The following is a 23851-nucleotide window of genomic DNA, read 5'->3' on the forward strand; positions in this document are numbered from 1 at the left end:
AGGTTGTCGAACAACTCAGATCAGCTCCTCGATCCGGTCCACGAGCTCCCGTGCGGTGAACGGCAGGCCGCGGACGCGGTTGTATCCGACGGCGTCGACGTCGAAGGCCGCCTTGATCAGCACGACCAGCTGACCGAGGTTCACCTCGGGGACGAGCACCGTGCGGTATCGGCCCAGCACCTCGCCGGTGTTGGACGGAAACGGGTTCAGGTGACGAAGGTGGGCCTGGGCCACGCGTCCACCGCGTTCGCGGACGGTGCGCACCGCCGCGGCGATCGCGCCGTGCGTCGAGCCCCAGCCGAGCACAAGGACGTCGGCGCCGCCGCCGGGGTCGTCGACCTCGAGGGGCGCCACGTCGGTCGCGATCCCCGCGACCTTGGCGGCGCGGGCCCGCACCATCGCCTCGTGATTGTCGGGGTCCGAGGAGATCGTGCCCCTACCGTCGAGCTTTTCAAGGCCGCCGATGCGGTGTTCGAGTCCCGGCGTGCCCGGTGGCGCCCACGGGCGCGCCAGCGTCGTCGGGTCCCGCAGGAACGGCCAGAACTCGCCGTCCCGGTTCGGCTCGGTCGCGAACCGGACCCCGGTGCCCGGGAGGCGGTCGAGGTCGGGCAGGCGCCAGGGCTCCGAGCTGTTCGCGAGGTGGGCGTCGGACAGCAGCACCACGGGTGTGCGGTACTTCGTCGCGAGCCGGACCGCCTCGCACGCCGCGTCGAAGCAGTCGGACGGCGACCTGGGCGCGAGCACCGGAACCGGCGACTCGCCGTTGCGGCCGAACATTGCCTGCAGCAGGTCCGCCTGTTCCGTCTTCGTGGGCATGCCGGTGGAGGGGCCGGCGCGCTGGATGTCGCACACGACGAGCGGCAGCTCCAATGCGACCGCCAGGCCGAGCGCCTCGGCTTTGAGGGACATGCCGGGGCCGCTCGTGGAGGTCACGCCGAGGTGGCCGCCGAACGAGGCGCCGATGGCCGCCGCGATGCCGGCGATCTCGTCCTCGGCCTGAAAGGTCCGCACCCCGTGGGCCTTGTGTCGGGCCAGTTCGTGCAGCAGGTCTGATGCGGGGGTGATCGGGTAGGCGCCGAGGAACAGGGGGACACCGGCTCGCTGGGCACCGACCAACAGTCCATACGAGAGCGCAAGGTTTCCGGAGATGTTTCGGTACCGTCCCTGCGGGAGTCGGGCCGGGCGAACCTCGTAGCGCGCGGCGAAGGTCTCGGTGGTGTCGCCGAAGGCATAGCCCGCGCGGAAGGCGGCGATGTTCGCCTCTGCGAGTTCGGTTGGGAATCGGCGGCGCAGGAACTGGACGGTCGACTCGGTGGGCCGGTCGTACATCCAGCACAGAAGCCCGAGGGCGAACATGTTCTTCGCCCGTTCCGCATCCTTCGTGCTGATCGGGAACTCTCGCAACGCTTCGACGGTGATCGACGCCAACGGGACGGCATGCAGCCGGTAGCCGTCGAGGGTTCCGTCCTCGAGCGGGTTCGATTCGTACCCGACACGCCGGAGACTGCGCCGCTTGAACTGGTCGCTGTCGACAATGATCTCCGCGCCGGCCGGGAGGTCGGCCAGATGCGCCTTCAGCGCCGCCGGGTTCATCGCCACCAATACGTCGGGGCTGTCCCCGGCGGTCTCGATCCCGTGGTCCGCGAAGTGCAACTGGAATGACGAAACGCCAGCGAGCGTCCCTGCGGGAGCGCGAATCTCGGCGGGGAAGTCCCGCATGGTCGAGAGGTCGTTACCGAGGTGGGCGGCCTCGCCCGTGAACCTGTCGCCGGTCAGCTGGACACCGTCTCCCGAGTCTCCGGCAATTCGGATGACCACACTCGATAGCTTTTGTGTACCAATAGAACTGACACTCATAGGAGTCACTACTCCTCGCTTCGGAGTTGCTCACGACGTGCAGCCAGATCGGCGGACCGTCGTTACCCGACCACTGAAACCGGATCGGTTGTGCGAGGAATCTAATTCCTTACGATCGGAAGGTCAATAGAGAGGTCGGTTGGCGAGGCCTCCACGGTCCTCACGCCCGGCAACACCGCCGTCGATCCACTCTCACCCGCAGCCCGACAGACCACAGGAGCATCAGCCCGTGCAGCCGTGATAGATCAGCCCGTCGGTGACGCTTCCATGCGCCCGAAGAAGTCGACCCAGCCCGACTCGAGGCGGCGACGATGGAGCGCCACATGCATTCGCGGCCTGCCGTCAACCCCGAATGCCCTCGTGAACAACACAATCCGTTGACAGCCCCCCAACGGTCGTATACCTTCCAATCGTTAGGCTAACCGTGACGAGGTTCACACTCTGGCCGGCTCGGGCGATGAGAAAAGTGATTTGAGGCCGCCACCGGGCGATATGACGACCGAATGGAGTCAGAAATGGCGCTTGATATCCACAACCCAGATGTCGAAAGTCAGGGAAGAGGGCTCGTTCGGTCGGAGCCAACCCTTCTCTCCGACCCCGCCCCCCGGGAATTGTGGTGTCCTCTCGTCTCGGTGGACGATCATGTTCTCGAGCCCGCAGATATCTTCACCAGTCGGACCAGCTCGCGGTACCGCGACCTGGTACCAACAGTTGTCCCCGATCAGCACGGAATCCCGTACTGGCATATTGACGGCGACCGAATCCCCATGCGCCTCACGATGTGCGGAGCAGTCGGACGACCCATCAAAGAATGGAGCCTGGCGCCTCAAAAGTACGAAGACTTCCGACCCGGTGTGTGGGACGTTCATTCGCGGGTCAAAGATATGGACCTCAACGGAGTGTACGCGTCTCTGAATTTTCCATCCTTCGTCTGGGGGTTTGCCGGCAAGCGGTTGAGCGGAATGCGTGATCACGAGGCCGGTCTCGCCTCCGTTCGCGCCTACAACGACTGGATGCTCGAGGAATGGTGCGGCGCGTATCCCGACAGATTCATCTCATGCCAGCTTCCGTGGCTCCTTGACCCCGAGGTGGCCGCAATGGAGATCAGAAGCAACAAGGAACGCGGTTTCCAGTCTGTGACATTCTCGGAGAACCCCGAGGGGCTGGGGCTCCCCTCCCTCTATTCCGAGTACTGGGATCCGTTCTTTCGCGCATGCGAAGAGACCGAAACCGTAGTCAACTTGCACGTGGGGTCCTCCGGATCGATCTGCCAGCCGAGTGCGGCATCCCCTGCAGACGTCACAGTCGCGCTCTTCCCGCTGAACTCCATACAGGCAGTGGTTGATTGGATCTTCTCCCGGATCCCACTGCGTTTTCCGAAGCTGAAGATCGTCCTGTCCGAGTCCGGCGTCTCATGGGTGCCGATGATCATCGAGCGACTCACCCGCTCCTACAGGCAGGCTGCCAGTTCGAACACATGGAGCACCTCGGACCCGGACCCCGTCGACATCCTGCGACGAAATTTCTGGTTCACGTCGATCGAAGATCCAGCGGCATTCCGGATGCTCGACATCATCGGCGTCGAGAAGGTAATGGTCGAGACCGACTACCCGCATGCCGACTCCTCGTGGCCCGATTCACAAGAACTCTTCAGCCGGGACATGAAGTCATTGCCCCGAGACACGGTCGAGAAACTCTGTTTCCGGAATGCGAGTGCTCTCTACAAGCACCCTCTCCCACCCACGGGGTTGATCGATTCATCGCTCATTTCCGAAAGTTGATCCGCAACAAGAGACACTACGACGCCCGACTACCTTCTCCCTGGAGTGCCGACAATGCACACCCTTGAGCTACCGACTCCGCCCACATTCCTTTCACTTGATGAAGAGCGAAATCATAGGAAGATTCGCCTTGCCGCGGCCTTCAGGGTTTTCAGTAGGTTCGGCCTCGACGACGGAGTTACCGGACATATCACCGCCCGAGACCCCGAATACCTCGACCACCTTTGGGTCAACCCCTGGGGTGTGTCTTTCAGTCAGATCCGCGCATCTGATCTATGCCTGATCGATGCGGCCGGAAACCTGGTAGAGGGCGTAGGCCCCGTCAATCCAGCAGCAATCACGATACATGCCAGTGTGCATGACGCCAGACCTGATGTCGTAGCCGTCGCGCACAGCCACTCGCTTCATGGAAAGACTTGGTCCGCGTTCGGCCGGAAGTTGGATCCGATCACCCAGGATGCATGCGCATTCTACGAGAGGCACTCCGTTTTTGATCAGTACAACGGTGTCGTGTTGGACGACATCGAAGGTCGTTCCCTCGCAGAGAGTTTGGGAGGGAATCGCGCCGCGATCCTCAAGAACCACGGCATACTGACGGTCGGCGCAACCGTAGACGAAGCCGCATGGTGGTTTATATCTCTCGAAAGATCTTGCCAAGCACAGCTTCTCGCGCTCGCAGCCGGTGAGCCGGACTCCATTCCAGCGGAGACTGCCCGAGAGGTGGCCGCACTCTACGATCAGCGGGCTGGATGGTTCAATTTCCAGCCGATATTTGCGCGGATCATGCGGGAACAGCCTGATCTCGCTGAATGAGTTGCCCGATTCCGATATCGGCAACTGACGGACTTCATCCAGGGCACCGGTCACTCCAGTCGGGGATCGTAGCCCCCTCTAGCTATCCACCCCGGGCCTGGCTATGGCGCGAGGGCCCGTTCAACAACCACAGCTTTGCCATTCCGTCGGGAATGCGAATACGGAAGGTTATGTCATGCCCACGTCCTTTCACATCAGCAGACTTGTTTGCGGGGTCACCACCGCTGCGGTAGCTCTGTCACTCGCCGGCTGCGGGGCCGCAGGTAATGCCGAATCACACGGCGATGTCATCAAACTCGGTGAGACGAGTGGAATCAGTGGACCGGCCGGGGGTTACGGCAAGGCCCTGAGCGAAGGGCAGCAGGCGATCTTTCGGGCAGTCAACGATGGCGGCGGTGTGAACGGGAAGAAGATCGAGCTGACACTGCTCGATGACGGGCTCGATGTGGCCCGCGCAGTGCAGAACGTGCGGAAGCTGGTGACAGACAAGAACATAGCGATTGTCGGCGGCTCTGGCTCAGGCTCGATCGATGCGATTGTCCCGGTTCTGGACAAGGAAGGTGTTCCCCTACTCTTCCCCGCAAAGTCAAGTCCGTCCTTCGTCAACGCACTAGTGCCACACGCCTTCGCGATGGTTCCCACGTTCCCTGATCAGGCACATGCTCTGGTCTCCGCGGCATTCGAGAAGACCGGACCCGGAAGGGTTTTCCTTGTTCGCACGGTGTCCGACCAGAATGACCCGATACTGACGAAGGTCGAGGCGGCAGTACAAGAGGGCGGTGGCTCATTCCTCGGCACGGCGATCGTGCCGTTCGGGGCCGATGTGACACCCGTGGCACTCCAGGTCGCCGAGGCGAAGCCGGATTACGTCGTCTTCACCTCAGCCCCCGCCGAGACGACCAAGATCGTGAATTACCTTGCCGGCAAGGACCAGCTCCCGAGAAGGGCGATCCTCGGTACGACCTCGCTTCCCGGTGATACCTTTCTGCAGGGAACACCGCGGAGCGCACACGATCTTCTCTTCAGCCTGGCCATCACCAAGCCACCCACGGACCCGAGCGCAGCCGCTTGCCTCGACGCGGTACGCAAGTACTACCCGGACTCACCGATCGACACAGTGACGACGTTCGGTTGCGCGATCGCGCAGGCCGTGGTCGCGGGCCTCGAACTCGCTGGGCCCGACCCGACCAGCGAGAGCCTGGTCGAGGCACTTGCCGCCATGCAGGACCATCAGGTGAGTCCCCTCATCCCCCCCATGACCTTCTCTCGAGAATCGCACATGGGTCTGACTTCACTGCCGGCGGTCACGGTCAAGGACGGTCAATACCAGGCGACCGAGACCGTCGACGTACCTGTACTGCCGTGAGGTTCACCGACCAACCATAGGAGAGTGTCATGGGCCTGTTCCTGGAAACGGTCCTGAGCGGCGTGACCGTCGGAATGCTGTACGGACTCCTGTCCTTCGCGATGGTTGTGCTGTACAAGGCGACGGCCACCGTGAACTTCGCCCAGGGAATGATAGGTACTGCCGCCGCCTTCATCGCCCTGACTGTCATGGTCGAGTACGGCGTCCCATTTGGCGCGGCCGTCATCGTCGGATTGTTGTTCAGCACCTTCTTGGGTGTTCTCACGTTCTACTGTGTCATTCGCCCCAAGCCGAGTGCAGGTAACACAAATGTGATTATCAGGACGCTCGCTCTGTCGCTGGTGTTAGCAGCTTTCGTGGACCGATTCAGGGGCGCCGGTCAGCCATTCCAATTTCCTCAACTTCTCGGGTCCGGCGGCGTCAACCTATTCGGAATCCAGATCAACTATTCACTGATGCAAACTTTTGCCGTTGCCGGGGTCCTCCTCGGCTGCTTCAGTCTCTATTTTCGATATACCGGCGCCGGCTTGCTCACACGAGCCATGGCCGAATCCCGCGAAACGGTCAAGCTGCTCGGCGTCCGTAGCGATCGCCTATTTGCGGCCGCCTGGGGAATCAGTAGCTTCTTGGCCGCGATCGTGAGCCTACTGTCCGCCAACCGTGTCTACGTTTCGACCTTCATGCTCGAAGGCTACTTGCTCTACGCGTTCACAGCGGCGATCGCTTTTGGGCTCACGAGCCTGACGGGGGCGGTTGTCGGCGGCATCTGTGCGGGTCTTGTGAGCAATGTGGTCGCAACATACTTCGGACCCGACGCGGCCAACCTCGTCATCTTCGCGGCGCTGATTGCCGTCCTAGTCATTCGCCCACAGGGAGTTTTTGGAGAGCGGAGAGTACATCGTGTTTGAGCACTCGGTGCAGCGGCAACTACCGACAGTCGTATTGCGACGGTACTCGGGCGTGGCAACGGCGCTTGTGACGCTCGCAGCCCTCGGGGTGATCGTCCGCGAAGCCTCGTGGCAGTACGTCCTGATACTCGGCATGGCCTGGGGCGCAGTGGCCGTTGGAATGAACCTCTGGCAGGGATACCTTGGCGAACTCTCGTTCGGACATGGGGCTCTGGTTGCCATCGCCGCGTATGCCTGGACCGCGGCGAGATCCGCTGGGCTGTCCCCGATCCTTGCGCTTACCATTTGCGTGGGACTTACCTTGATTTCGTGCGGAATTATTGGACTTGCGGTGGTGCAACTTTCACACTTCGGTTCCGCCGTTGTCACCTTCTTTATGGCATTTGTGGTGTGGTCCGGTCTGCAGTCAAGTGCGTTCGTCAATCTCACCGGTAGCCAGTCCGGTCTGCTCGTGCCCGAGCTGTACGTTCTTGGTGTCGATTTCGGCAACGGCGTTGGCTTGTACTACCTTGCGTTCGGTTTCCTGGCTGTCGTTCTGTTCTCGTCCGCAAATTTCGGAGTCGGAAGACGCGGTCACGAACTTCGGCTGGTGCGGTCGAGCGAGCAGGTCGCATCCCTACTCGGTGTCAGGGTCAAGAAGGCCAAGTGGAACGCCTTTGTTTTCACAGGTCTTGGTGCAGCCTTGGCCGGTGTTGTAATTTCCCAGGCGCTTACGGTCATCACACCAGATTCATTCACCGTCGCGGTATCCATCACCCTAGTGGCGATGGTTGTCGTGGGAGGCCAGGGTACATTATTGGGACCATTGCTCGGTGCACTCTTTTTTGCGGCGTTGCCCTCCATCTTTCAAGGCGCTCCCGAGAACCAAGCCTTGTACGCAAGTATCACGTTTCTTGTCTTTGTTGTGCTGGCTCCGGCGGGAATCCTGGGAGCCCTGTCCAGGTGGGGCGGTGCTACCGCCAAGCGGCTGTCGAGTCGGCCGCAGGCTTCGACCGGCACCGCCCGCGGGTCCGAAAGCACCGACGCCTGCGATACACCGTCCGAGGCCTTCGATGCCCCAGCAGCGGCAAACTCCGGCCAGACGTATTCCGACGACTGCGACACTGCAGCGACTGCAGCGACTGCAGCGACTGCAGCGACTGCAGCGGCCGCAATGGAGATTGCCGGCGTAGGTGTCGCTTTCGATGGAGTACAGGCACTGAGTGGAGTCGACATCATGGTGACCCAGGGACAGATCCATGCCCTGATTGGCCCAAACGGTGCTGGTAAGACGACGCTGATCAATGCCATCACCGGTCTACTCCGACCGACGAGTGGAGAGATCCGAGTCAATGGACTTGCAACCACCAAGCTGTCGCCACCGGAGATTCGTGCTGCTGGAGTGGGGCGGACCTTTCAGAATCCGTCGCTCGTCGACGATTTGTCCGCAGTCGAGAACGTGGCACTGGGACTGCTGAGCCAGCAAGGGCGCTCGATGCTCGCGGATCTGCTACGCCCTACCCTCGGGCGGAAAGCAGACGCTGATGCTCGAGCAAGGTGCGAAGGGGCCCTGCGCCTGGTCGGGGTTTCGGAGTCCACATGGAACAAGAGGGCCGATGAACTCTCGCTGGCTGACCGGAAACTGGTCGACCTGGCGAGGTCATTCGTGGCGGAGCCGACGATCTTGCTCCTCGACGAGCCGACCGCCGGACTGGGAGAACACGAGATCCACACCGTTCAGAACGCGATACTCAAACTTCGTTCCAATGGACGCGTAACGGTCTTACTTGTCGCGCACCATGTCGCCTTCGTTCGGCGTGTGGCCGATACGGTCACCGTACTGAACGGAGGGCAGGTACTAGCCTCCGGTCAACCAGAGCAGGTCACGTGTGACGATCGGGTACTGGAGGCTTTCGTCGGCAGGCCTGTCGAACCGCTGAATCGGGAGGGTGAATGTGGTTCCATGGCAGGGGAACCCGCTTTCTGCTCGTCGGCCGAATCGACTGAGAGCGCTCCGCCGTACTCAGAGAAATTCCAGCCGAGAATATCTCGCACAGAGACGTCGTCACAGGGGCTGACTGTGACCGACCTGACCGTAGGGTACGGGCCGGCGCGCGTGCTCGACGAGATTTCCCTGCATGTCTCCCGAGGGGAACTCGTGGGGCTTACGGGTCGAAATGGTGCGGGGAAGACGACGTTGCTTCGAGCCCTTTCCGGCATGATCGGTCGCGGTGCCGGCCTCGTCACCGTGGACGCGGTCGCCGTTGCCCCGTCACCGGTGGACGCAGCCAGGTCCGGATTGATCCACGTGCCCGAGGGGAGGGGCATCGTCGGATCACTGTCCGTTCTGGAGAACCTACAGGTCGGCGCCTTGGCGGTCGGACACAAACTGACCAACGAGAACCTGGATCAAATTCTGAGCCGATTCCCCTCACTCAGGCCGCTACTGCAGCGCCCCGCCGGGTTCCTGAGTGGCGGTCAGCAACAGATGCTCGCGATCGCCCGAGGACTCGCTGCCGAGCCTTTCATCTTGATGGTGGACGAACTCAGCCTCGGGCTATCCCCCAAGGCCACCAGCGAAGCTCTGCAGGTCCTGCTGAGGCTTACCCGCGAAAGCGGCGAGGGTGTGCTCGTCGTTGACCAAAACATCCAGACCCTGTCCAGCGTCTGTGATCGGATGTACGTCCTAAGGAATGAGTCCCTCTTCGAGTTCGAGGGAAACAGCGGATCGATTCACGAACTGCAGGAAGTCTATTTCTGACCCGGGTTCCGCAGTTGATGTGTGGCCTGGACACGGGATCCGGGGTCTGACCTGCAGGGACGACTGATGGCACTGTCACGTTGTTGAACGCGGCAAACTGGGAGAAGGTGGCGTGACCACCCCAATGCCGTCGTACAAGGGCCACCCGAGAGTTCTTCCCGCCGTCAGGCCTTCTGACCCGCGCCCGCGTCGACCCACGCTGCGATCTGCGCGCGGGTCGTGAAGCCCAGCTTGGTGAGGACGTTCTCCACGTGCCCCTCCGCAGTGCGCTGTGAGATCACCAACTGCTGCGCAATGGCCTTGTTGGTCATCCCCTGTGCGACGAGTTCGGCGATCTCTCGCTGCCGTCGGGTGAGCCGCTCCGTCGGCGCGCTCGCACTCGGCTCGGCGGACGTCTGGTCGCCGAGTGCGTAGGCGATGGCCGCGTCCACGCGGAGGGCGCGCCCGCGCGCGAAGGCGGCCTCGAACGCTTTCTGGCCGATGGCATCTGTCGACTCGCGAACGATTCGATCGTGATGACCGAACAGGTCGCGGACCACGATCGTGGGGCTACCGGCAGCCTCGCCCACCCATGCCGACGCGCCCATCAGTACGGCGACCCGCTCGGGACGGTCCGCGCCGATCCAGGCCAGGATCTCGAGACACATCGCGAGGCCGAGCGGATCGTCGACGACGCGGGTGAGCCGCACCCCCTCCTCGATCAGCTTCGTCGCGCGCGTGGTGTCGCCCTGCTCCCACAGCGCCAGGCCCAGCATGCCCAGCGAGTACGACCGGTACATGGACTCGCCGAGCGACTCGGTGAGTTCGACGACCTCCTCGTGGCAGGCGATCGCGCGCTGAGCGTCGCCCGCGAGCCCGCATGCCATCGCGAGTCCGACGAGGGTCCCGACGCGTGACAGCGGAGGCCCCTCGACACGGAGTGTCAGCAGCGCTTCCTCGAAACATTCTGTCGCACGGGCGAAGTCAGCGGTGAACGTGGCGAGGTAGCCGGTCGCGGAGACCGCGACCGCACGCACCGCGGGATCCCCCTCCGACTGCGCCAGGGCGCATGCACCGTCGGTCCACACCTGGGCCGCCTCGACATCGCCCTGCATCGACGCCAGCATGCCGCCGAAGCACATCGCCGTCACCCGTGACGCGGCCGGAGCCTCGTCGGCACGGGCCAGCGCCCGCTCGATCCAGTACCGCCCCTCGCTGTGCAACCCGCGGGAAACCCAGTACGGATAGATCGCAGCGACCATCCGCAGCGCCGCGTCCGTGTCGGCCGCGGCAGTGACGCTGAACTCCAGCGCCCCACGCAGATCCGCTCCGGTGCGATCGAATCGAGCGATCCACTCGAGCTGCCGCTTCCCCATCCACTCGGCCTCGGCCTGCAGCGTCAACCGAACGCACCAGTCATGGTGACGTTGCCGCAGGAGCGCCGACTCGCCCGCCTCTGTCAACTTCTCGAGCCCGTACTCGCGAATCGTCTCGAGCATCCGATACCGGACGACCTCGCCCGTCTCCTGCCGGATCAGGATCGACTTGTCGACCAGCGAGTCCAGCACGTCGATCAGCACGTCGTCGGCGAAGCCGCTGACCTCCGCTGCGGCGTCGAGCTCGAAGCCGCCGGCGAACACCGCCAGCCGACGCCACAGCGTCCGCTCGCGGTCGCTCAGCAGGTCGTGACTCCAGTCGATACACAGCTGCAGCGTCTGCTGCCGCGACGGAGCGACGCGGTTGCCGGACGTCAGCAGCCGGTACCGGTCGGTGAGCCGCAGGAGGATCTCCTTCAGCGACAGTGCGCGCAACCTGGCCGCGGCCAGCTCGATCGCCAACGGCAGACCCTCGAGCCGCTGGCAAATCTCCGCGACCGTGACCTGGTTGTCCACGGTCAGGCTGAACCCGGGAACCGCGGAGCGGGCACGAGCTTCGAACATGACGACGCCCTCGTAATGGCCCAGACCCCGCAGCGCCGCTGTATCCGGATCCGGAACCGTCAGTGGCGGAACCCGCAGCACCGCCTCCTCCCCGGAGGCCAGAGCCTCCCGACTGGTCGCCACGATCCGCACCTCGGGGCATGCGCTCAATACCGCCGTCGTGAACTCGGCGACCTCCGCCACCAGGTGCTCGCAGTTGTCGAGAACGATCAGCGCGCGCCGGCCGGCCAGGAAGTCGATGAGTAGTGGGAGCGGGGAGCGTGCCGCCCGTTCCCGAAGCCCGAGTGCGGCCACGACCGTGTCCGCCAGCAGGTGCGGCTCGGCGAGCGCACCGAGTTCGACCAGCCAGACCCCGTCCTCGAAGTCCTGCTGCAGACTCGCGGCGGCCCGCAGCGCGAGCCGGGTCTTGCCGACACCACCCATGCCGGTCAGGGTCACCAGACGCGACTCGGTCAACAGCTGACGAACCTCCGCGAGCTCGCGGCGACGGCCGACGAAGTTGGTGAGCTCGTGTGGGAGATTACCGATCCGTTCGCGCACCGCCGACGACATCGGGGACATCCCTTCGTGATCGCGGCGCCACTACCCTGGGCACCTGAGGGAGCAAGGGTATCGCTACCCGGATCCGAGTGGGCGAATCGCACTCTGATCGGAACTCGAGCGGTCGAAAGATGTTCTGCCGGGAATGATCCCATACGCCTCGAGCGAAGGGGCGGTCGGCGTATCATTCGCCCGGTTGCCGAAGTGCGGCGACGGTCTCGACGGGCGAGCAAACACGAATGGTCGAACGTCCTGAGCAGCGTGGTGGCCGGTGGTCCGGGAACTATGTACCCAAGCTCCTCGCAGCCTCCGTCCTCGTCACCGGGATCGTGCTGGGCGAGATGGAAATGGGAGTTGCCAGATGGATCTGGTCGTCACCGACACAGACCACGTAGCAACCCAGTTCGAGAAACTTGCGTCGGGCATTCTCCGCTCACTCGAGTCGTTTCGAGGTCCAGTGGAACCACGGGACACCCTCGAGGCCGACTGGTCGGACGCAACGGTCGAACCCCACCGGCAAACGCTGTGCACAAATCGACACCAGCACAACAGAATTCTCGATGCAGTCAACATGATCAAAACCAGCCACCGACTCGACGAGCGATATATATCGTCCTCCACGACGTCTCTCGGCGTCGACACAGCACTAGCGCAGAGGATCCATCTTGAAGCGATCAATCATCGTTGCATTGGCCGGCGCAGCCATCACCCTCAGCACCGTGGCTTCGGCGTCTGCCGCGCCCGCAGACCTCGACGATCCGGCACTCCCTGTCCCCTGGGCCGGCAGCAGTTCCGGCAGCAGCGACTTCTTCTACCCGCACGACGGCCAGAACTCCGGATCCACCGACCTCAGCAACATTGTGTTTCTGGCGCCGTTCAGGTTGCTGTGCTGGGCGTTCACCGGCGAGCCGCTACAAGCCTGCATTCCGGACAATCTGTGATCCATGATGGGAAAGGCGACGCCATCCCGCGTCGTCAAAGTTCCGGTTTCGCCGTTGAGACCCTTGGTTCGGAACTGTGTCCACCCGTTGGAACCGACTCCTGCGCACCGACTTCGAAATGCGCTTCTCCCCGCCCCACTTCTCCCTGAAGCGTGTGATGGTGCCGCCAGTCGACTAGCGTCCCTGCCGTGGCGCAGGCGAACGAGAACAGTTTCGGTGCCGTCCTGCGGCGTCTGCGCAGATCCCGCAGCCTGACCCAGGAGGAGCTCGCCGAGCGAGCCGGTCTCTCGGTCAAGGCCGTGAGCGCGCTCGAGCGTGGGGAGCGGCAGCGTCCCTACCCGCACACGGTCCGCGCACTGGCCGCCGCGCTCGACCTCGACGACGCCGACCGCGACCATCTCAGCGCTGCGATTCCCGCCTCCGCGCGTCTCGCGCCTCGCAACACAGGCACCTGGTCGGTGACCGCGCCGGCCACCGACCTGATCGGTAGGGACGGTGACATCGAGCGCATCGCGGCACTGGTGTCGTCGGGCAGGCGCCTGATCACGGTCACCGGGACGGGCGGCGTCGGCAAGACCCGGGTGGCGTGTGCGGTGCTGGAGCGGCTGGCTCCTTCGTTCGACGTCGCCGTCGCGGTGGACCTGGCCCCCGTCCGCGATCCGGCACAGGCCCTGCCGCAGCTCGCTGCCGCGGTCGACCTTCCCGAGCGCGGCGCAGGCGGCGTCACCGACCGGCTGGTCGCCTCGTTCATGGGTCGCCGTGCGTTGGTCTTCCTGGACAACTTCGAGCACCTCCTCGACGCGGCCCCCGAGGTGGCCGACCTGCTGCCCCGGTGCCCCGGCCTGGTGCTGCTGGTCACGAGTCGTGCGGCGTTGCGCGTCCGGGCCGAGTACGAAGTCGGTCTCGGCCCGCTGCCTCTCCCCCGGAGCGACCGGTACGCCGACGTGCGAACTTCCGCGGCAGTGCAGCTCCTTCTCGACCGCGCCACCGCGGCGGGAGCCGATCTGGCGCTCGACGCCGACAATGCTCCGGTCCTGGCGGCCATCTGTCGTCGCCTCGACGGGCTGCCTCTGGCGCTCGAGCTCGCCGCCGCGGGCGCGCGCCTGCTGCCCCCGGCAGCGCTGCTCGCTCGCCTCGAGGTCCACGAGGCGCCCCCGGGGCCGCGTGACCTGGCGGAGCGCCAGCGGACGATGACGGCCACGCTCGACTGGAGCGTCGACCTCGTCACCTCCCCCAACGCCGCGGTGTTCGATCAGCTCGCGGTCTTCTCCGGCGGCTTCACCCTCGATGCCGCGGCCGCGGTGACCGGGATCACCGACGTCCTCGACCCGCTCACCGTGCTCGTCGATCACTCACTGGTCGCCCGCAGCGCGGCGACCGATGATCAACCACGCTTCCGGCTGCTCGAGCCGGTGCGCCAGTACGCAGGACACCGACTCATCGCCGCCGAAGGTGCCGTGGCTGCGGCCGATCGCCACGCTCGGTGGTACCGATCCTGCGCCCTCGACGCGGGCCCGCGGCTACGCGGTCCGGCTCTGCGCACCGAACTCGATCGCCTGGAAGCAGAGCATGCCAACCTGCGCTCGGCGTTCCTGCGCCTGCTCGAATTGGAGCGCGGCGACGACGCCGCAGAGTTGGCTGCCACCGTGTGGCTCTACCTCGCCCTTCGCGGGCATGCCCGTGAAGGCCTCGAGTGGTTGGACCGGGCGACCGTCCAGGGATCCGACACAGTCCGTGCCCGAGCGCTGGTCGGCCGGATGGGCCTGCTGTTCGCCAGCGGTGACATCGCCCGCATGCGGGAGGTGGCCCGCGCCGCGGTCCCGATCGCCCGTCGTGTCGGCGACGCAGGCCTGGCAACCGAGGCGGCGACGCTGGCCGGGCACGCCGCGGTCTTCGTCGGTGACCTCGACCGAGCCCGCGACCTGCTCGACGAGGCGCTGGCAGGCGCGTCGGGAGCCGGGTTGAGGTGGGAAGAGGCGCACACGCTGGTCGCGCTCGGACAACTCGCGCTGGTCCACGGCGACCTCGACGAGGCCGACCGGGTGCTCGGCCGTGCCCTCGAGATCGCGCGGAGCGTCGGAAACGACTTCACCCTCACCACCAGCCTGAATCGCCGGGCCACGGTCACCGCTCTCCGGGGTGACACGGCCGGCACGGCTGCCCTGCTCGCGGAATCCATCACACGGTCTCTCGATGCCCGCCTCAGCTGGCCCCTGAGTTATGCGCTGCCCGCCCTGGCCGGGGTCGCCGTGCGGCTGGACGAACCGCGCGCCGCTGCCACACTCCTCGCTGCGTCGGCGTCCCTGTCGGTGGCCGACGCGGTCGACCCCCGATTCCCGGTGTCGCGCGAGCTTGCCGCGCAGGACCTGGCCACCGCGCGCAGTCTCCTCGGCGACGATGCCTTCCAGGAAGCCTGGAACGCCGGTCGCGCCGCGGCAGCGCCCGAGCTCGCCGACCTGGTGGACGGGCTCACGCGGCGCGCACGCGCGTGATGTAGCGCCGATACCGGCGGGCACCGACAGTGCGCAGGAACAAGCGCACGGGGATCGGGAGCTGTGCCAGCATCCGGCCCCGTTCGTCGGCGTCGGCCTCCTCGAGGATGGCGCCGAACATCAGCGGGAGCTGCCGGGCGGACATCGCGTCACGACCGTGGTCTCCGAGGCTCTGCCACTCCTCGACGGTGATGTGACACAACACGAGCGGCAGGATCTCCCGCTCCTCGAGCTCGAGGTGTTCGAAGAGCGCGGCCGCCAGGCCTTCGACCGTCCGCGCGAGCTGCTCGCCACCGATCGGTGTCGGCGCCTGCGCCCAGATCGCACTCTGCGTCCGGACCTCCTCGGTGCGGCTGTCGACGATCCCGTGCTGGTGCTGCATCGTCTCGACGAGTGCCGTCGACGGGGCTGCACGCACCTGCAGCAGCGGCCACAGCACCGCGTCCTCGCCGGTGTGATGCATGTGCAGCCCGTCGAGGATCAGTGCGAGGTGCTCCGCGACCAGCCTTGCCCGCGCGACGTCGCCCTCGGCGACCGCCCGGATCAGCGTCGGCAGCGCGGTGAACTCGCGCCGGAAGACGCGGTGGATGACAACCATTTCGTTGACGTCGGGGCGGGACGGGGCGGCGGGGCTGATGACGTTCATGTGGGCCTCCGGGGTGGGTGCGTTCGGTACGTGTCCAGCCTCTGCTGCGCCACGCCAGGCTCCCAGCCACGCGACCCCCACACTGGCCCCACAGCTCGCCGCTGTGGCTGTTACCCGCCGGCCGTTCGAACGACTATCGATGCACACGGCGACCGCACGGGCCGCCCGACACGAGGAGCCGTCCATGGCAACCGCCACCACCACATCCCCCGCCACGGTGACCACCAGCGCCGTCCCGTGGGTGCTCGCCGCCGCGTTCACACTGTCCGCAGTCCACACCGTGTACGCAGCGGTCGCAGGCATCGAAGACCCGACCTTCACCGTGACGACACCTGCCGCCTGGCTCTTCTACGTCATCGGGTTCGGCTCGGTGTGGCTCGCGCGCCGACAGGAGGCCTGGGCCCAGATCGGCGTGCTCGCCTACCTCGTCGTGCTGTTGGCGATCAGCGTCTTCTACTACCCGACCACGTTCACCGCGGAAAAACAGACCGTGTTCGGCTGGTTCGAGAACGACGTCTACGTCGGATTGCTGATGATCGCTGTGTATCTCATGGTCGGCCGGGTCCGGTCGTCGCTCTCGGTGCGTTGATCCGGGTCAATTCGCTCATCGGCTCTCCACTCCCTGTTCGTTCACCGCCAGGGACCGTTGTGCGTTCACCCCACAGCTCCGCGGAACTGTCCGACGGGCCGACGGGAGTTCCATGGCGAGCACCAGTTCGACGCGATTGTCGAGTTCTTCGCTGCGGACGCCGTTGACGATCTGCACGCCGGCGATCGACGCGACGTGCCCGACCATGCTGAGACTCGTGGCCAGGAAGGCGGCGACGAAATCGGCTGCTGTGGCGGCGCCGGACGCAGATATCACCGCCAACGCCGGGCGGGCGGAGAACAGGTCGATGGCCGGGCCCACGAAGTTACCGAAGATGACACCAGACCGACGAACGCACACGCCCAGTAGATGACCGGCGCCTGGTTGAATCGGGTCGCCAATGCCAGTGCAGTGCAGGCAGTTCCACGATCCATCCCGGGGAAGCGGCGCGATCAGTCCCATCCGAAGTCGCGAGAGGACTGCAATGCGAACGCAATTCCGGCAATCACGCCGGCGAAGGAGACGGCCAGTAGCAGTGGCTACCAGTGGTTCCGCGTCGCTGGCCGGGCCTCCTGGACCCAGCCCAGCGGGTTGACCTACGAAGCCCAGACGGGTGCCTCGATTGCGCGATGCGCCGATCAGGGACCTTCCGTTTCGAGGGAGTGAAAGGGCTAGTTAGTTAGCCTCTATTCCTGCGACGGAACGGAATACGACACCAGATCACAGATGCGTAAAGTTGCTCAATTCAGGGCCACTCACAAAGCCCACGACGGCACTCAAGCCTTCACGGATCGCCGGGGCCCGTCGGTCACCGAGGCGGGTTGACGAATGATGATGGATGCGCGGACAATTCCGGTAGGACATCCCCCTGCGGAAGGTTGTGGTCGCAGATGAGTCCAAGGCCGCCGGAAATGTCTGGGGCACCGAACGATCCGATTCCGCCCTGCACTCAGACCGGCATCACTACATCGGACTACACGCTTCAGTTCAAGGTGCCGAAAGGACTCATGCCGGACGACGCCGCGTTCAAAGATCGCGAAGCATCCCTGCGAGTGCACCGCGTCAGCCCCACCTACGATTCCAGCTTCTGCAAGGCGCGGATGGCGATCGTGCTCGTGCACGGCAAGACGCTGACAGGGTCGGGTTCGTTCGACTTTCAGCACACCTCCCCGACAGGTGCCTCGCTCAGCCTTCAGGAAGCTCTCGCTCGCGCCGGCATCGATACGTTTGCTCCCGATCTCCTTGGGTACGGGTTGTCGACGCGCTTCGCCGACGGCCTCGACAACCCCGCGAACGCCAGCCGCGAGCCGGGCTACGACAAAACTCGCAGCGAAAGGGTATTCCCCCTCAGACAGCAAACGAGGTACCTCGGCGACGACATCACACCGTCCGCCGATGGACTCGGGGTCAATCCCCTCAGTGACGGCCCCCGGCCGCACACCAGTTCCAAATACTTCGCCAATACCGATGTCTGGGCACGCGACATTCTGCAGGTCATCGAGGATGCGAGAGACAAAACGCACCAGAAGGTCGCCCTGCTCGGCTACTCGTTCGGGGGGCCACGTGTCGGCCGGGCTCTCTACAAGCTCGGCGCGAGCGCGCATGGGAAGATCAGCCAAGTCATCTTCATGTCGTCACTGTTCGACGCGCTCCCCGGGGCGCCTGGCCAACCCCCGGTCGCTGTGCTCTATCCGAAAGAAGAAAAAGATCTGTCGGAACTCGAGAGATCGACGACGTTCCCATTGACGCTCACCCAAACCCGCAGCCTGTGGGACAAGGGCAGGGTGGGGGCGGACGGCCAATGCACCGGACGGGTTCCTCCGGACGCACCCGAGGCACTGGCCAAACAGGAACAAGCACTCGACCCGATCGGCGCCAAATGGGGCGGCTCGGATCCGTACGGCCCCACAGGTCTCATCCGTACACCTACATTCACGGTCTCCGGGTGGAACAAGGAGGTCGCAGCGGACCTCAGGTTGCCGACGCTTGTTCTCCACGGCTCGATAGACGGAATAGCCCCTGTCGAGAACGCACACCACCTCTACGACGCGCTGACGACCACCGAAAAGAAGGTTCTCCTCGAGATCCGATGCGCCAGCCACATGATGCAATACGAAACGGCGCCAACCTGGGAAGGACCGCACAAAGCGACCGCTGACGCCATCATCGAGTGGATGTCCACCGAGACCTACGCAGGCGAATCCACGGGCCGCTTCTCGATCGATGCAAATGGTAACCGCGAGAGCATCATCACGAATCACGTTGTTGTATGACCTGATCGTTCAGCTCGGAATCAGGCAACGGCCGGAGGTGAAGTCGTCCCATCCCCCACACGACGACTGAAATGACACCCACCCACGGCCGGCGCCGAGCGCATCGGCGCGGTTGCCGGCGGACGCCCGGCCGATTCGTCGACCAGCAGGCGGTCGGCGAACGTGGGACCCGTCAACTCTTCGGCGGAAGCGAGCGAGCGAATTCGACTCCGCGGGTGGGCCACTCGCGCGGATCTGCATCGTCCTCGACGCCTGCGGCCGTGACCCTCACCCAGCCGGTCATTTCACGCTCGCCCATCTTCGCCGGCAGGACCGAGAGATCGTCGACGAGCCGGTCGCGCAGTTCGGGTCCGACGCGCACAAGCAGACCCCGTCACCACTGGCCGCGAGGGCCAGGTTGCCGCTCACCATGAAGGACAACCCTCCGAACATCTTTCGTTCGGCAATGGTCGGCCCCGATTCGATCAGATCCCGGATGCGGTCGGCCAATTCCTCGTCGTACGCCATTGGGCGAGTGCGAACCGATCACCCGCACTGTGCTGGTAAGTCCAGCAGGCGAAAGCGATGACTTCCGGGCCCGAATCGGGTCGACACTGGTAGTAGAGATCCCTTCGACTCCGGGAGAGGCCATGACCCGACAGACCGCCAATGCCCTACCTCCGATCGTCGGCCAGCAGACCTGGCGGGCAGCGCTCGACGACTTGCGGAAACGGGAGAAGGCCGCCACCCGCGAACTCGACGCCATCGCAGCGCAGCGCCGCAGGCTGCCGATGGTCGAGCTGCCCGACTACACGCTGATCGGCCCGAACGGCCCGATTCGACTCGCCGATGTGTTCCAGGACCACTCACAGCTCATCGTCTACCACCACATGTGGTCCGACGGCGCGGAGTGGCAGTGTGGCGGCTGCACCGGCCTCACGTCGCAGTGGACCCGGCTGGGCATCCTCGACAACTACGACGCCCGCATGGTCATCGTCACCAACGGGCCCATCGAAGAAGCACTGGCCTACAAGGCCAAGGTCGGCAACAAGATGGACTGGTACTCGTCCGCGGAGAGTTCGTTCGGCGCCGACGTCGACGCGCCGCCCGGCGGCGGCTTCGCAGTCAATGTGTTCCTTCGCGACGGCGACAAGGTCTACCGCACCTGGCACACCGCCGGCCGCGGAACCGAACAGCTCAGCTACACCTTCGCCCTGATCGACATCCTTCCGTGGGGCCGCCAGGAGGAATGGCAGGACTCCCCGGAGGGCTGGCCCAAATCGCCTACCTATTCCAAGTGGCTCGACTCCCCAGATGTCGCAAGGCTCTACGGCCCGGCCACTGACGCCCAGTAGGGGCACCCCCGATCAGCAAGCGCACGGCCGCACCTTGACACCTCGCACCTGAACGACCCTCACTCGGCGAGGTAGCGCAGCATCACCACGGTGGCGAAGTGCCTCGTTTCGACCAATCGGAGCGGCAGACGCTTGTCCGATGTCGGGAACATCGGTGTGCCGCCGCCGAGCACCATGGGCGAGAGGAACAGCTGGTACTCGTCGATGAGGCCGTGTGGGATCAGCGACGCTGCGAGGTTCGCGCCACCGACCTCCATGACGCCATCACCCGCGGCCTTGAGCTTGCGAACCTCCTCGACTGCGTTGTCACTGACCAGGCGGCTGTTCCAGTGGACCTCGGTCAGTGTGCGGGAGAAGACGACCTTGGGCTTCTTCGTCCAGAGCTCAGCGAACTCGCGTTCGATGCTCGACGCGTTGTCGGGCACGTGCGGCCAGTACTCGGCCATCAGCTCGTAGAGTCGGCGGCCGTGCAGCGCGATCTCGATCTGGCGGTATCTGTCGTTGTGGAACTGGTGCAGTTCGTCGTCGGGTTCGGTCCAGTCGATGTTGCCGTCGCGGTCGTTGATGTAGCCGTCGAGGGTCACGCTGTACCCGTAGATCAGTTTCCTCATGATCGGTTAGACCTCCGGTGCGCCCAGAACTCATCGGTTCAGGTTTCTCACCGAGAGTACGAGGACGGTCCTGTTCGCGGTCGAGATCCGCGGCGGGGTGATCGGGAATCCGAATGTCACCGCGTTCCGGCACCCCTCCGCCGACCGTCCCCCGTCGTGGTTGCGGACGCTGTGAATTCATCGGGTCGGTGAGCCGGCGACACGTGGATCGGTGAGAAATCGGACAGGCCACTGCCGGTCGGGCGCGCATAATGGAGCCAGGAGGTCATCATGCGCGCCTTACGGGGCCTGCTCGACGTGGTCCTGGGACTTCTCACGGCCGTGCTCGGCACCGTGCTGGGGATCGTCGCGGCCCTGCTGTGGCTCGTCGGCGGATTGCTTTGCGTGACGCTGATCCTGATTCCGCTGGGGCTCCCCGTCATCAGGCTCGCCGGTCGGCTGTTCGGCCTCGCCGGGAAGCTGATGCACGTCCCCTGACCCGTCTCGTCAACTATGCGACATCGTGTCCTGCGCGCGTTTTCTGCGCGATCGCCGGCAGTCGAGCGACCGCACTATTGCAGTGCGAGTGTTCGGATCAACGCGTTCGGGGCATCGGCACCGAGATCCGCGCCACGATGTCCGCGTTCGCTGGATCGGCATACGGATCCGGCTGAATCCAGTGCACCGTGCCACGGCTCCGCGGCTCGAGATCGACCCTCCGGCGCGTATCGTCCGGAGACTTCGCGGTGAGGCCGACGACGGCGACCCATTCCGTGCCGTCGGCGCTTTGCGCTTTGTCGGCACGTCGCGACTGGGCCATCACACGGGCAACGGTGGCCGGATCATCGACCGGGATGAACTGCCGCTCGTCGAGCATCCGCACCGGGTGAGCATCGGGATCGACACGCACCACACCGTACCTGCGATCATTGCTCAGCATCGGATACGTTGGGCCGACAAGGAATAGGCGTCCAGCGACGACGACGCTGCTACCGCCCTCGGCACAGACCCGTTCAATGGTCAGCGTCCCGTCCCCGGCACGATCGCACCGGAACACCTCATATCGGGAGGTGATCCAGCATCCGTCGCGGTCGGCGTGGACCTTGCGGGTCCACTGGTCCGTCGGCGGCTCGATCGTCAGCGGCAACAGATACTCGACTGTTCTCGGCGGTGCGTAACCCGTATCAACATGCAGTAGAACAGGATTCGACCGGTCCATCACCCACACGTCGGGCCCGTCGACGGAGACCGCGCCGGCGACGAACTCCCCTTTGGTGGCCGGTACGTCGTCGAGGTCCAGGTCGACCAGCACTCCGGTCCCCTGGAAGTGGTCCTCGGTCGAGGGCATGTCCCAATTCGACCAGTGGCGATGCGGGGTTGACTCGACCTCGGTCAGCCGCTCGGTGCCGTCCACGACGCGCAACCCCCTGCCGGCGTGTTCGATGCGCTGTTCGACAAGCTGGACCCGTCGAACCCTGCCGCGAACCCGAACAGGATGGTCGGACCCTGCCCAACGGATACCGGCGAAGAGTCTTCCGGTGAGCTCGACTCGCCCCGCCAGGGGCCGGTCGGACAACCACTCGGCGGACCATCCGTCACCGATCACCTCGAGCGGCCACCGCAGTCCACCCTCCGGGTGGTTGTAGGGGGTGTGCCCGAACACCGGCCGTACGGTTGCCCGCACGGACTGCCCAAAGGGTGAGGGCGTTGGGCCGGTGAGGTCGAAGGTCAGCACGACTTCGACGACGTCACCGCGAGCGGGGGGTGCGAGCGCGCGATCATCGAGAACCCATCCCGGGACGAACACAGCAAGAGTGCGATCAGCCGTTTCGGCAGTCATCGTCAAAACCCCACGCACTCGACGATCCGATGGGCGACGCCATCGGGCGCAGGGCTACCTTGCTCCGAAGAATACCGTGACGGTCGATCTCGGGGTATCCATCGAAAATCGACGAACGGGCACCTGCCGACACCGACGTGACCTAGCAGAATTGGGGGCGTGCAGCAGCGCATTGGTCGGTTGACGACGACCGACGGCAGCACCCTGGCGTACGCCACGATCGGCGCCGGCCGGCCCCTCGTCTACGTCTCCGGCTGGCTCAGTCACCTGCAGCTGAGCTGGGAGCTGCCGGAGGAGCGGGCGTTCTACGAGGGTCTGGCGCAGGGCTGTCGGCTCGTGCGTTACGACCGAGCTGGTTGTGGGCTGTCGGCACCGTCGGCGCGGTCGCCGTCGCTGGCGCATGAGCTCGACCAGCTCGACGCGGTCGCCGCGGCCGTCGGTCCGGAGCCCTTCGACCTGATCGGCACCTCGATGGGCGCGCCGGTCGCGGTGGCGTGGGCGGCAGCGCACCCGGACTCCGTCCGGCGGTTGGTGCTCTACGGCGGCTGGGTGTCCGGCGCGAACATTTCCCCACCCAGCGTGCGGGAACACGTCCTCGGACTGGTCGAGTCGCATTGGGGACTCGGCTCGGACGTGCTCACCGAGATCTTCGCTCCCGACGCCGGTGCCACGATGCGCGAGGCGGTCGGTCGCTACCAGAGGGCCTGCTCCACCGCCGCCACGGCCCGGGCGCTCTTGGCGATGAGCTACGAGCTCGACGTCAGCGCCCTTCTCGCTCAGGTCCGCGCCCCGACGTTGGTGCTGCACCGAGCCCACGACCGGGCCGCTCCCGTCGAGCAGGCCGCAGCACTCGCCGAGGGCATCGCCGGCGCGCAGCTCATCGTGCTGCCCGGCCGCTCGCATCTGCCGTACGTGGGTGACGCGGACGCACTGGTGGGGACGGTTCGCCGGTTCTTCGGCCTGCGCGTCTCACGGCGGGGCACCCGAACGTTGACGGCCCGGCAGCGCGAGGTCGCGGCGCTGATCAGCGAGGGGTACACGAACCGCGAACTCGCCGCGCGGCTGGGCATCGATGAACGGTCCGCCGAGGGTCATGTCGAACGGATCCGCCTGCGCCTCGGATTCCGCTCGCGAGCCCAGATTGCTGCGTGGTACGCCGCAGGGCGCGACCGGCCGGAATCGGCGGGGTGAGGTAGTTCCACGCCTGACACGCCTCACGGTG

The 23851-nt window shown here is 65.1% G+C and carries 19 protein-coding genes; 12 read left to right on the forward strand and 7 right to left on the reverse strand.

Translation table 11 applies throughout. From position 1 onward, the window contains the following. Positions 1–15: 15 nt before the first annotated feature. Complete coding sequence (locus tag ACWDU4_RS11255) at positions 16–1857, reverse strand: 2-oxoacid:acceptor oxidoreductase subunit alpha (RefSeq protein ID WP_450113980.1); 1842 nt, start codon at positions 1855–1857, stop codon at positions 16–18. A 515-nt stretch (positions 1858–2372) separates the two neighbouring features. On the opposite strand from ACWDU4_RS11255, the gene ACWDU4_RS11260 reads away from it, so the two are divergent. The 5 genes from ACWDU4_RS11260 (at position 2373) to ACWDU4_RS11280 (ending at position 9465) form a co-directional block, all read left to right on the forward strand. Continuing rightward, the gene (locus ACWDU4_RS11260) at positions 2373–3638 is read left to right on the forward strand and encodes an amidohydrolase family protein (protein WP_450113981.1); all 1266 of its coding nucleotides are present in this window, start codon (positions 2373–2375) and stop codon (positions 3636–3638) included. 54 nt (positions 3639–3692) lie between these two features. Continuing rightward, complete coding sequence (locus ACWDU4_RS11265) at positions 3693–4451, forward strand: class II aldolase/adducin family protein (RefSeq protein WP_450113982.1); 759 nt, start codon at positions 3693–3695, stop codon at positions 4449–4451. A 175-nt stretch (positions 4452–4626) separates the two neighbouring features. Continuing rightward, positions 4627–5817 (forward strand): ABC transporter substrate-binding protein, encoded by a 1191-nt coding sequence (locus ACWDU4_RS11270; RefSeq protein WP_450113983.1) that lies wholly within the window; start codon positions 4627–4629, stop codon positions 5815–5817. 29 nt (positions 5818–5846) lie between these two features. Continuing rightward, positions 5847–6725, forward strand: coding sequence for a branched-chain amino acid ABC transporter permease (locus ACWDU4_RS11275; protein WP_450113984.1), 879 nt, complete (start codon positions 5847–5849; stop codon positions 6723–6725). Positions 6726–6777: 52 nt separating this feature from the next. Continuing rightward, on the forward strand, positions 6778–9465 hold the full coding sequence (locus ACWDU4_RS11280) for a branched-chain amino acid ABC transporter ATP-binding protein/permease (RefSeq protein ID WP_450113985.1): 2688 nt from the start codon (positions 6778–6780) through the stop codon (positions 9463–9465). Between the two features lie 164 nt (positions 9466–9629). Here ACWDU4_RS11280 and ACWDU4_RS11285 read toward each other — a convergent pair whose 3' ends face one another. Beyond that, entirely contained in the window at positions 9630–11936 is a 2307-nt protein-coding gene (locus tag ACWDU4_RS11285; protein WP_450113986.1) for an ATP-binding protein, read from the reverse strand. Between the two features lie 653 nt (positions 11937–12589). On the opposite strand from ACWDU4_RS11285, the gene ACWDU4_RS11290 reads away from it, so the two are divergent. Continuing rightward, positions 12590–12865 (forward strand): hypothetical protein, encoded by a 276-nt coding sequence (locus ACWDU4_RS11290; protein ID WP_450113987.1) that lies wholly within the window; start codon positions 12590–12592, stop codon positions 12863–12865. A gap of 188 nt (positions 12866–13053) precedes the next feature. Further along, positions 13054–15357 (forward strand): ATP-binding protein, encoded by a 2304-nt coding sequence (locus ACWDU4_RS11295; RefSeq protein ID WP_450113988.1) that lies wholly within the window; start codon positions 13054–13056, stop codon positions 15355–15357. Here the strand turns inward: ACWDU4_RS11295 and ACWDU4_RS11300 are convergent. After that, positions 15335–16003, reverse strand: a complete 669-nt coding sequence (locus ACWDU4_RS11300; protein ID WP_450113989.1) for a hemerythrin domain-containing protein — start codon at positions 16001–16003, stop codon at positions 15335–15337. The genes ACWDU4_RS11295 and ACWDU4_RS11300 overlap by 23 nt on opposite strands. 184 nt (positions 16004–16187) lie before the next feature. On the opposite strand from ACWDU4_RS11300, the gene ACWDU4_RS11305 reads away from it, so the two are divergent. After that, complete coding sequence (locus ACWDU4_RS11305; protein WP_450113990.1) at positions 16188–16592, forward strand: hypothetical protein; 405 nt, start codon at positions 16188–16190, stop codon at positions 16590–16592. A 15-nt stretch (positions 16593–16607) separates the two neighbouring features. Here ACWDU4_RS11305 and ACWDU4_RS11310 read toward each other — a convergent pair whose 3' ends face one another. Continuing rightward, positions 16608–17054 (reverse strand): hypothetical protein, encoded by a 447-nt coding sequence (locus ACWDU4_RS11310; RefSeq protein ID WP_450113991.1) that lies wholly within the window; start codon positions 17052–17054, stop codon positions 16608–16610. Between the two features lie 545 nt (positions 17055–17599). On the opposite strand from ACWDU4_RS11310, the gene ACWDU4_RS11315 reads away from it, so the two are divergent. Further along, complete coding sequence (locus ACWDU4_RS11315) at positions 17600–18865, forward strand: alpha/beta hydrolase (RefSeq protein ID WP_450113992.1); 1266 nt, start codon at positions 17600–17602, stop codon at positions 18863–18865. 279 nt (positions 18866–19144) lie between these two features. Here ACWDU4_RS11315 and ACWDU4_RS11320 read toward each other — a convergent pair whose 3' ends face one another. Beyond that, positions 19145–19372: a hypothetical protein gene (locus ACWDU4_RS11320; protein ID WP_450113993.1), complete on the reverse strand. Its 228-nt coding sequence runs from the start codon at positions 19370–19372 to the stop codon at positions 19145–19147. 122 nt (positions 19373–19494) lie between these two features. Between ACWDU4_RS11320 and ACWDU4_RS11325 the strand changes: the two genes are divergently transcribed. Beyond that, a complete protein-coding gene (locus ACWDU4_RS11325; protein ID WP_450113994.1) occupies positions 19495–20199 on the forward strand; it encodes a DUF899 domain-containing protein in 705 nt (234 codons plus the stop codon). Between the two features lie 59 nt (positions 20200–20258). Here ACWDU4_RS11325 and ACWDU4_RS11330 read toward each other — a convergent pair whose 3' ends face one another. Then, complete coding sequence (locus ACWDU4_RS11330; protein ID WP_450113995.1) at positions 20259–20810, reverse strand: dihydrofolate reductase family protein; 552 nt, start codon at positions 20808–20810, stop codon at positions 20259–20261. 270 nt (positions 20811–21080) lie between these two features. Here ACWDU4_RS11330 and ACWDU4_RS11335 point away from each other — a divergent pair, with 270 nt between their 5' ends. Further along, entirely contained in the window at positions 21081–21287 is a 207-nt protein-coding gene (locus tag ACWDU4_RS11335; protein WP_450113996.1) for a hypothetical protein, read from the forward strand. A 97-nt stretch (positions 21288–21384) separates the two neighbouring features. Here ACWDU4_RS11335 and ACWDU4_RS11340 read toward each other — a convergent pair whose 3' ends face one another. After that, on the reverse strand, positions 21385–22203 hold the full coding sequence (locus tag ACWDU4_RS11340) for a hypothetical protein (RefSeq protein ID WP_450113997.1): 819 nt from the start codon (positions 22201–22203) through the stop codon (positions 21385–21387). Positions 22204–22788: 585 nt separating this feature from the next. On the opposite strand from ACWDU4_RS11340, the gene ACWDU4_RS11345 reads away from it, so the two are divergent. Further along, on the forward strand, positions 22789–23820 hold the full coding sequence (locus tag ACWDU4_RS11345) for an alpha/beta fold hydrolase (protein WP_450113998.1): 1032 nt from the start codon (positions 22789–22791) through the stop codon (positions 23818–23820). Positions 23821–23851: the final 31 nt, after the last annotated feature.

The sequence above is a fragment of the Rhodococcus sp. NPDC003348 genome (assembly GCF_053589375.1).

Coding starts and splice junctions, on each gene's coding strand:
- ACWDU4_RS11300 (WP_450113989.1), bottom strand. CDS start 16,003: ATGAACGTCATCAGCCCCGCCGCCCCGTCCCGCCCCGACGTCAACGAA.
- ACWDU4_RS11260 (WP_450113981.1), top strand. CDS start 2,373: ATGGCGCTTGATATCCACAACCCAGATGTCGAAAGTCAGGGAAGAGGG.
- ACWDU4_RS11285 (WP_450113986.1), bottom strand. CDS start 11,936: ATGTCGTCGGCGGTGCGCGAACGGATCGGTAATCTCCCACACGAGCTC.
- ACWDU4_RS11315 (WP_450113992.1), top strand. CDS start 17,600: ATGCCGGACGACGCCGCGTTCAAAGATCGCGAAGCATCCCTGCGAGTG.
- ACWDU4_RS11265 (WP_450113982.1), top strand. CDS start 3,693: ATGCACACCCTTGAGCTACCGACTCCGCCCACATTCCTTTCACTTGAT.
- ACWDU4_RS11325 (WP_450113994.1), top strand. CDS start 19,495: ATGACCCGACAGACCGCCAATGCCCTACCTCCGATCGTCGGCCAGCAG.
- ACWDU4_RS11270 (WP_450113983.1), top strand. CDS start 4,627: ATGCCCACGTCCTTTCACATCAGCAGACTTGTTTGCGGGGTCACCACC.
- ACWDU4_RS11310 (WP_450113991.1), bottom strand. CDS start 17,054: ATGGGACTGATCGCGCCGCTTCCCCGGGATGGATCGTGGAACTGCCTG.
- ACWDU4_RS11255 (WP_450113980.1), bottom strand. CDS start 1,857: ATGAGTGTCAGTTCTATTGGTACACAAAAGCTATCGAGTGTGGTCATC.
- ACWDU4_RS11330 (WP_450113995.1), bottom strand. CDS start 20,810: ATGAGGAAACTGATCTACGGGTACAGCGTGACCCTCGACGGCTACATC.
- ACWDU4_RS11275 (WP_450113984.1), top strand. CDS start 5,847: ATGGGCCTGTTCCTGGAAACGGTCCTGAGCGGCGTGACCGTCGGAATG.
- ACWDU4_RS11335 (WP_450113996.1), top strand. CDS start 21,081: ATGCGCGCCTTACGGGGCCTGCTCGACGTGGTCCTGGGACTTCTCACG.
- ACWDU4_RS11305 (WP_450113990.1), top strand. CDS start 16,188: ATGGCAACCGCCACCACCACATCCCCCGCCACGGTGACCACCAGCGCC.
- ACWDU4_RS11320 (WP_450113993.1), bottom strand. CDS start 19,372: ATGGCGTACGACGAGGAATTGGCCGACCGCATCCGGGATCTGATCGAA.